Here is a 9,423-nt window from a genome sequence, read left to right on the forward strand (position 1 = left end):
TTTTGATTTTTTTGATGCAGTGTAATAATTTCGCTTTTTGGTCATTCTATTCCCCTCTTATATTAGAAGAATAGCTCTTAAAAATACCTTTTTTTCGTCTAAAAATCCGCGCCTATATCAGGGCCATTACAAGAATTTGGGATGCAATTAATTGCTAAGTATACGGCTTTGGAAGAATGCCGAGTAGCAATTACTTATTTTAGAACTTTAGCAGAAAAAGAAGATAGTTATTTGCTTTTTAATAGAGCAATGTCCCTATGCCTGCAAACAGAGCAATTTTGGCTTTTAAATGAGCAAAGCTTAAGCTTTTTCTCATCATTAAATACAGCGAGTAAGGATGTTTATAATGCCTTACTTTTGCAATTAAAAACCTTATGTCAAACCAATAAAGTTTTTTTGCGGGGCAATCATTTAGATACCGTTATCGCCTCTTTATCTCAACAGCAATCATTGCCTGCTAATGCTTTGGATTTGGTTGCGCCTTTTTTAAAAGAGTCTGCTGTTGATTATAAAAAATCACTCCAGGGCTTACGTTTAATACATGGTCCCGATTTAGATACAAAAGCAAGAGCTACCCAACGATTGCATCATTCAGCGCCTCACGCTTTAGAAATTAGGGCGCGTACGATGTTGCTGTTAGAAACACTCAAAATAGTTCCTGAGCGAGAGAGCTATGGTGCTTTTCTAAAAGATATCATTAGTTTTTTGATCGAATTTCATGATGAAGAGCAAGTTAATAAAGGCGATTTCATGAGTGTGGAAGAAGCTACGGCTGATCGCCTTTGTACTTGGTTGAACGCTGCTTTACGTATAGAAAGGCCTGAATTAAAACATTTATTAAGCTTTATCGCCAATCGAATTATTGTATTAGGGACTACTATGGTTTTTAGTCCTGTAAGTACTGTCGATTTGTCAGAGCTGTATATTTTAATTGAGGAAAGCGCTGTTCAGGCTGGACTTGAAGTTATTGACTCCTCTAATCATGCTTTACATAAAATGTGTGCAGCTGCGATGTTGATGACCGGAATCTGTGATAAAAGTCCAGCCTCACTTCCTATGATAGTTAGAGCTCAGGCTAGTGATGCTGAAACTGCAACGATTTCGGTATTAAAGAAATATTTAAAATCTCCTTCGCTAATTGAACAATTTTTTGCAACGGATGCTTTTAAACCTTATTTTACCGGTTCGATTGCCTGTTCACCTATTGACTATCAGGCCTTTTTTATCACTTTTGCACCGCATTTATCCATGCGAACAGAGTTATCAGTAAAAGCAAAACCCGAACTGGCTAAGGCGTTAATCAACTTTATTGCTGATTGCAGGTCAAATCGAGCCATCTTTAGCGATAGTAAATTTATGGCATGGTATGAGGATGAATTTGCAAAACGTAATATGTTTTTAGTAGTTCGAGAACTTTTTTTTACCGCTATCTCTAATGAGGTAAATTTTAACCGTAGCCAATTAGAGGGGCTTAACTCAGCGCATGCGCGTTTAAAACAGTATAAAATTATTGCCGAGGACGATAGTAGTCTGGTTGATATTTTTGTTCCAGAGCGCGACGCATTAAATTTAACTGCACTAGATGTTTTTTATAAAACTTTGGATAAGGAAAAACAAAAGGACTTAATTAAAGAGCTTGTTTTATCGGTCGTCCTCCAGGCAGGGGCGATTTATATAATGCAAGCGGATAAAGGCTATAAACCAGCCGCTCCTGCAGTCCCTATAGTAACAGCACAGCCATCCTGTTATTCAGGTGGTTTCTGCATGTTTCCCAGAGCCATAGCTTCGGTAAGCCATTCCGCAGCCACGCTTGAAATAGACGAATTTAAACTAAGATAAAGCATAAACTAGAGCCTGAATTAAGATAGCAAGTCATCTTAATTTAGGCCCCTGTCAAATAAGTGTTTATCGAGGGGTTAGAAAGTAGGGATGGAATCAAAATCAACATCAACTATCTCAGCATGCTCAATAGGCAGGGCAGCTTCGGGAAATTTCTTATTAATATCTCTTAATGCTAATTCCGCTTTTCGCTCGGCTAATGAGCAATCAGTGGCAGTCAAATTTAAATCAGCAACAAACTTCATTTTTATTTGCAGAAAACTTTTAATCGCACCTGCACTGGCTTCAATAATAGTTTTGCCTTGATAAGCATTATTGATCATCACTACCGACTTAGGCTCCAAGCCTTGAGCTGTGCGTAAGGCTTCATAAGCATTTAATGGAAGGTTCATAGCTTTTAAAATCTCTTCCTCTTTATGCTTATTAAACTCTTTATACACATTAGCTAAAAGTAAGTAGCCAGGAGTCCAATAGAGTTTTGCCGCTTGTTGTGCAGTCTTAAGGATTAGCCGGGCTAGATCGTCGTTAAATGTAGGTTTTAAAAGTTTTAATCCTTGTTCACAAAGTGCATTCATAGCAAAAAAATTACCTGACTGGGCAGCTAAGATGAGGTATTCTGCGGCAATATAAACTAAATCCAAACTCATTTTTTTTGAGTCCATTATGTGTTGATATTCCGTATAAATAAATAAGCCTTGTAACAAGGTAAAGGTAGAAATGGTCGGCATAGGCCAATATTCATGCAGCGGTTTACTTCGATCATATTTACAACCGCGCGGATTTACCCCTGCTCTTCGCCATTGATCCTCCCAATAGGCTTTCAAGGGTTCAGATTTTAATAATTTATCGACTTTAGAATTATTAAAGGCAATTTTAAATAAGCTAGGTAAATCATAGGCGAAAATCTTTTCTTGGACAGCTTCAGCACTAGGATTGGTCTGGGAAAACGCAACAAGTTCTCGTTCCAGATCTTGTTGCTTTTGGTTTAATCTAAGAAATTCGGTTAATTTCATCATGAGATTTATATCCTAGGATAGGAGGGCTATTGTGGGCGGTTCGGTGCCAACAGTCAACTCCTCAAATTCCTTTTGACCTGTTGCTGTAGCGTTAGATACCGTAATACTCGCATCATTTGTTCTTCGTTCCTCTCCTAACCAAGAAAGTAGTGGAGTGACTTGTTTTATATTCGTACTCTCTGAGCTTAGCTTAATTATTAAATGGCCATGTCCTTCTATGGAAATATAATCCCTTAGTTGGTGTTTTATTAAAAGAGATTTAATTGTTTTATAGTTTGCGCCTGAGGGGCTTTGTTTTCTTGCAAACAAGAGATCATCACTAAACTCTAAAGCAACAGAATGGGGTACCCCTGCTTTCTCTAAAAATTCAATGATAAGTTCCATAGTATCCATATTGGCATTAATGCTTTGTGGCGGAATACCGTTTAAAGCATTATAACGTTTAATTTGTGCTCGGGATGGAGGCATGGAGCCTGGCCCTACATCACCACCAATATTTTGAGAGCGTAGCCACGACCAAGTGGCGGTCATGTATTCTAGCTCGCGAACGGCCATGGCAGCCGCACCAAAGAACCGAACGCTATGGTTAGAGGATTCTACGTTTAATACCATTTTATTATCAAAGTTTAAATTTAAATCCGTTTCGATTTCATGGCAAATCTGTCGCATCAAATTATCGTCTTGGCCGACGGAATAAATAAATTGATCGCAGCTAATGGATATTATTTTTTGATCAGTAGTATCCATGGTTTTAAATTGCAAGAATAGGGTACCGTCTAATTTAGGTGTTATTTGAATGAGTTCTGCATAGAGGAGCTCATCTCTTTCTTTAGCTGATTTTAAGGCGTGGGTAACTAATTTTCCGGTACCTGCCTTATTAAATTGCTTTGCGACCCATAGCATTTTATTTTTTTGTCCGTTTTCTTCCATCGGAACTGATTCTGTGCGGACATCATGGCCAAAAAAACCTTTTCGATAACAGGCTGCTGCTGTTCCGCCGCCACCATAGATAACAATCGTTTTAGACTTTGGGCTACGCTCTTCTTCATCAGTTAAAATATATTGATTTCCATCTATTAACGGGATGAATCCTTTTTCGCTGTCGTATTGTGTTAGTTGGGCTAGCCGAGTGCTATTATTAGGAATTAGCGTTTTAGCTGGGCCTAAACCCGTACAAACGTCAATTTCATTAGTATAAACTAATTTCTTTCCTAACGAGGTGCTAATAACGAGACGATAAGCGCTCGTGCTTGTCCAATCACTCGCATGATGCTCTTGTTTTTCAATTTTTAGTACCGTTGCTTGAAGTAAAGGCGCTCCAGTTTCAGTAAGAATTACTTGATTAGCTTGATAAACATGCCGAGCATTGGTATAGGGGTTTTTTGCATAAAAACTTGAGCTCATATAATCGCTGGGGTTTGCCTGACTATGGGTTCGCTCCAGTATATTGTGGGGTTGGGCAAGGGTATAATCATGATGCCAATTACCGGCGTCTTGGGCTAGCATCAGGATAGGGGGTGTTTTACCTTGCTGTAAATGCTGAAGTGCCACCTCATGATATAATTTATATTTTTCAAGCCAAATGGTGGTGCCTGTATCTCCTGCACCAAAGATAACATATTGGGTTTCTATGTACTCTGCATTTTCTAAAAGACTTAAGGCTAGTTTATTGGTTTTCTTTTTAATTTGCTGGCTTGCAATAAATTGATCGTAGCTTTTGGTGACATGGCTTAGGTCATCGGCGGTATCAATAGGGACAACTGAAAATAAATGAGTGTGTTGTTCCGCATCCGAAAAAGCATAACGATGTACCTTACTCATCCGAATAGCAAAATCATTCGCATTATTATAAGCTTTAATGGCTGTTTCTAAAATCAAACAACATTCTTCTACAGTGTAATGGGTTTTGAAAACATCTGGATTTTGGCTAATCTGGGCGATCAGGGCATAAAACTGCTTGCTTAAATCATCAGTAGTACGGATACGGCACATTAATAAGCAAGAACAGATGTAATTTATAGTAAATTGCGGTATATCTTTGGATTTTAAGGGCATAATTAGACTCAAATTCTTTTAGGCATCATTGTACTAAAAAAAGATTAAGTAATTATTAAGTGGGCAATAAAGGTATTAATTTGGCATTTGAAATTTGAGTTTCACATTTATCTGGGATGGAGCATGTATAATATTCTTTTAATCGGCTTAGCTTTTCTATTAGTGTTGCTCAATGCTTTTTTTGTGGCTGCTGAGTTTAGCATGGTTAAATTGCGGGCAACCAAGGTACAAGAAATAAAAGAACAATATGGTTTAAGAGGTAAACTTTTAGAAAAAATACATGCGAAACTGGATGCTTATTTATCTGCTTGCCAATTAGGTATTACTCTGGCCTCCTTGGGTTTAGGCTGGATAGGTGAACCCGCATTTGCTTATATTTTAGTACCTTTATTTCACTTAGTAGGTATTCATTCCACCTCATTTATTGAGGTTTCTTCCTTTTTTATCGCCTTTTTTATTATTTCTTACCTACATATTGTGGTAGGTGAACTTATGCCTAAATCTGTGGCTATCCGTCGTGCTGAATTTATTTCAATTTGGACTGCAGTACCTTTATATTTTTTCTATAAGTTAATGTATCCCGCAATTTGGTTATTAAACTCCTGTTCTAATGCTATTTTACATAAACTGGGTTTGAATGTTGAGAAATCCGAAGAGGGCTTTTATACGACGGATGAGCTTAAATTGATTTTAAATAGCAGCCATACCCACGGCGAATTAGATCAAGATGAAAAGGAAATGTTGAAAAATGCCTTAGATTTAGCTGAGCTTAAGGTAACTGATATCATGCGAACGAAGGAACATATGGTAATTCTCGATACGAGGGATTCAAGAGAAATAATAGAACAGAAAATTATTCAAAATAAATACAGTAGATATCCAGTTTATGATCACCAGCAGAAAAAAATAATTGGGTTTATTCATGTCAAAGATCTATTTCCTGATTTATTAACTAAAAAGGAAATCACAAATTTGGCTTTATATGTGCGTCCTGTATTAAACGTAGCACCTAACCTTCCTGCTATGGATTTATTGCAAAAATTCCGTCGAGGCATGCCGCACTTTGCTTTGGTTTATAAAAACAGTAGCACCTTGTGGGGATTTATAACTTTAGATGATTTACTCCATATCCTGTTTGGCAGGATTAAAGACGAGTTTCATAGAACCCATGACGATTGGACGAAAAATGAAGATAATACCTATTCTTTTAGAGGAACTTCCTCTATCTATTCTTTAGAGCGTGCTTTAGATTGTGAGATCTCTCTTTACCCTAATGAAGAGGAGTTAAATAGCCTCAATGGACTTTTGATTGCTAGGAATGGTTCTTTACCTCATGAGGGGCAATCTATTCATTTTGAAGAGTTTGATGCTTTAGTCGAAAAAATAGATCAATCTTTCATCGAGTCCATTAAAATAACTCCTAATAAAGGTACACAGTCACCAGTTTAAGCCTGCTATATTGTCTACATACCCCTGCTTTACGTGCGAATCGTGCATAGAATAGGAACTTGATTACGCCAATAAAGCACGAATGCAGGCTGTTAGCTCATTAACCTTACAATTAGCTGGTTTGCCTATTTATGATAGTTTCGCTTTTTGCCCTGATTCTGTGTATTCTGCGTAAAAATAACTTAAATCATCATAAGCCTCTTGTATTTTTTTAATATCATAATGACCTTTCTGAGCTTGATTTTTGGATTCTAAATAGGCATCTACAAAAAGTTGATAGTCCTCAGAAAGGTCTTGAGCTGTACGTTGTTCATATCCCTTTAATAAAGCAATCTTATCCTCAAATTGGGTGAGGTATTTCGTAAATAATGTCCTTTTGCTTGGAGAGGCAGAAAGTTTTATATCGTCACTGGGTTCACTATTTTGCCTAAAAAGTAGATATAATCCATACAAAATAGTAGGAATGGCGATAATTAATCCCAAAGCAAGCAAAGCATGGCTATTGGTTGTTTGCGGGGGGGAGGCCGGGCATTCTGAAGCTCCTGAGGGACAATAGTCAAATGAGGGTGTTGCCGTGGTGGAAAAAAAGGAGGAGGGGTTTGAGCTTACAAAATCTGTTTTTGTTATCAGGGGCGTTGGTTTTTCGGATTTACCCGTGCTGAGGCGAAGTGGAGTTGGGGCCTGCGGCGCTGGTAAGCCTTTATTTTGATGCTGGGTTGTAACCCAAACATGCATGGAGCCCATTAATTTATCCAGCTCTAGGGCTTTATCCGCAACCGCTTTAAAACTCATTTCGGCAGAGTGAGCATCTTCTAAATGTTTAATGATTTCTCTGGAGTTTGCTTGAGCCAAACTTGCCGTTTTCGCAAGATCAAGTGATGCTGAAGGAAATTGAGCTAAGGTATCTTGATTTTTTATAAAGGTTTTGATTTGTTCCTCTTCAGAAGTAAACCATTTTTTCCACGTAGAAAGATCTTGCTGAGCTTGAATTGCTTTATGATAAGCTTGAGTGTTCTCATCAATTATTGCATCGATATGGATGGAAGATTCAACCAGAAAATGATTGATATTTTCTAATAAACCTAACATTTGCACCCTGAACTGGTGAATGGTATAAACCTCTCCAGCTTGCGCGAGCATTCCTGTTGTCTCACTTATAATAGTTTGGAATTTCTCTAATTCTCTTAAATCTTCAATTGCTTTTTGATAATGCGCAGTAGTCTCTTCATCGCTACTAACCAAACCAAAATGGGGACAATCTTTTAAGGAGGCAAGTTTGGAGGAAGAAGGGCTTGCCGGTTCTCCGCTAGTAAGTAAAGGGGGTTCTAATTCTAAGCACGCCTTAGCTGCTTGGGTAGGATAGGCGGCTAAATTTTCCGTAGGTGCCAGAGAAAACTGATAAGGATGCGGATTGACGGGACGATCATTTAAGGCAAAATGTAAGATACGATTACGTTCACTGGATACTTGTTGCACAATTTTTCCCAAGTCAATTAATCTATCCTGCAATACCCGAGATTCAATCTTATGAGCAATTTGCGGCATGATCTTTTCATGAACTGTGCCACGAAAATTGGCGAGAAATAAGCGATCCGATCCCACCATAGGTGAGAGGTGCTTTTCGATAGTGCGTACATATTTAGTTATGGAGGTTAACTGTTCTTGTACTTGTTCCATATTTGGATTTTGACTTAAGCCTTTTAACATGTGGTTAATATCAAGCAGTACATAATTCATCGGTTGATTAAAATTATCAGTGGATAAATCTTTATTTCTTAACAGTAGATAATCCCCTGTTTGCTGCATTAAATCATAAATTGATGGCCAATTAAGACGTAAGGCATCGATAGGTTGAACATGGAAATCCTCTCTTGATAAGGTTTGGCGGGGTCTGTACGCCGATGAAAAAATCCAGGAGTTGGGGTATACATCAATTAAGGCCTGGCTGTCTTCAGTAAACCAAGAGCTAGGATTATTTAGATAATCTGTATGAATTCCTGAATTAGCTCGCGTTTTTATTACCCATTCCCTAAATTCAAGATCCTCTGGTGTGTAACAACTTTGCGAATATACCCAAAAACGAGATTGCTGTGGCATAGCTCTATAGGATGCAAACATCCTTTTATTAGTCTTTCCCATACCTCTCACTCCTTGAGAAGCAAATAACCTTATGTTATTTACTGTTAAAGTAGTAGTAATTACTTACTAATAAGAATCTCCCTGTCCAACTAGATAATTTTTATATCAATTAATTTGCCATGGATTTTTTGATTATGCAATAGTTTAAAAATAATTCATTGCGTATGATCCTTTCTCAATTCTTCCCCAGCTTAAGTTTTTTTGCTACATTAATCTTTTTCTTATTGATAGGTTTGATAATGCCCTCTTTTGATATCGTTTCTGAAATTAATGAAGTGGAACTTAAAAATTCTGTAGAAAATGCTGTACGAGAAGTTGGAACTCGGTTTGATTTCCGGGGTGTGGAGGCAACGATTGTATTGAAAGAGCTAACCGTAACCCTAAGGTCAGAATCTGATTTTCAGGTCAGGCAGTTAGAAGATTTATTTCGTAACCATTGTACGAAAAGAAATATTAGTACGGTAGGGGTGGAAATGGAGGACAAACCTGTACACAGCGGGAAGTTTTATTCTTTGAATATGACTTTTAAACAGGGTATCGATCAACCTGCGGCTAAAGATATTATAAAAATAATTAAAGAGTCAAAAGCTAAAGTACAAGCGTCAATTCAAGGTGATAAAATTAGGGTCACTGGAAAGAAAAGAGATGATTTACAAGAGACAATAGCTTTATTAAAAAAGGCTGATATTGAACTACCTTTACAATATGAGAATTTTCGCGATTAGCATAAAGAGGAAGCTTAGGCAGCGGTCAAGCTTCCTCATTTGCAATCAAGAGATGATTTACAAAACAGGCTCGCTCAAATACTGATATAGGCGCGGATTTTTAGACGAAAAAAAGGTATTTTTAAGAGCTATTCTTCTAATATAAGAGGGGAATAGAATGACCAAAAAGCGAAATTATTACACTGCATCAAAAAAATCAA

The 9,423-nt window shown here is 37.5% G+C and carries 6 protein-coding genes; 3 read left to right on the forward strand and 3 right to left on the reverse strand.

The features are described 5' to 3' along the window. The first annotated feature begins 141 nt into the window (after positions 1-141). Positions 142-1,839, forward strand: coding sequence for a hypothetical protein (locus tag ELY15_RS10930; RefSeq protein WP_127099926.1), 1,698 nt, complete (start codon positions 142-144; stop codon positions 1,837-1,839). 77 nt (positions 1,840-1,916) lie between these two features. Here ELY15_RS10930 and ELY15_RS10935 read toward each other — a convergent pair whose 3' ends face one another. Together ELY15_RS10935 and ELY15_RS10940 are read right to left on the reverse strand one after the other, a co-directional pair. Continuing rightward, positions 1,917-2,855 (reverse strand): DUF5630 domain-containing protein, encoded by a 939-nt coding sequence (locus ELY15_RS10935; protein ID WP_127099928.1) that lies wholly within the window; start codon positions 2,853-2,855, stop codon positions 1,917-1,919. Between the two features lie 12 nt (positions 2,856-2,867). Continuing rightward, positions 2,868-4,910: a hypothetical protein gene (locus ELY15_RS10940; RefSeq protein ID WP_127099930.1), complete on the reverse strand. Its 2,043-nt coding sequence runs from the start codon at positions 4,908-4,910 to the stop codon at positions 2,868-2,870. Positions 4,911-5,033: 123 nt separating this feature from the next. On the opposite strand from ELY15_RS10940, the gene ELY15_RS10945 reads away from it, so the two are divergent. After that, complete coding sequence (locus ELY15_RS10945) at positions 5,034-6,359, forward strand: hemolysin family protein (RefSeq protein ID WP_127099932.1); 1,326 nt, start codon at positions 5,034-5,036, stop codon at positions 6,357-6,359. Between the two features lie 129 nt (positions 6,360-6,488). Here the strand turns inward: ELY15_RS10945 and ELY15_RS10950 are convergent, their stop codons facing one another. Continuing rightward, positions 6,489-8,498 (reverse strand): hypothetical protein, encoded by a 2,010-nt coding sequence (locus ELY15_RS10950; RefSeq protein ID WP_127099934.1) that lies wholly within the window; start codon positions 8,496-8,498, stop codon positions 6,489-6,491. 239 nt (positions 8,499-8,737) lie between these two features. Here ELY15_RS10950 and ELY15_RS10955 point away from each other — a divergent pair, with 239 nt between their 5' ends. Next, positions 8,738-9,223 carry a YajQ family cyclic di-GMP-binding protein gene (locus tag ELY15_RS10955; RefSeq protein WP_127099936.1) on the forward strand — a complete coding sequence of 162 codons (486 nt, stop codon included), beginning with the start codon at positions 8,738-8,740 and terminating at the stop codon, positions 9,221-9,223. Positions 9,224-9,423: the final 200 nt, after the last annotated feature.

It is taken from the genome of Legionella sp. km772 (assembly GCF_003989735.1).
Lineage (GTDB): Bacteria > Pseudomonadota > Gammaproteobacteria > Legionellales > Legionellaceae > Legionella.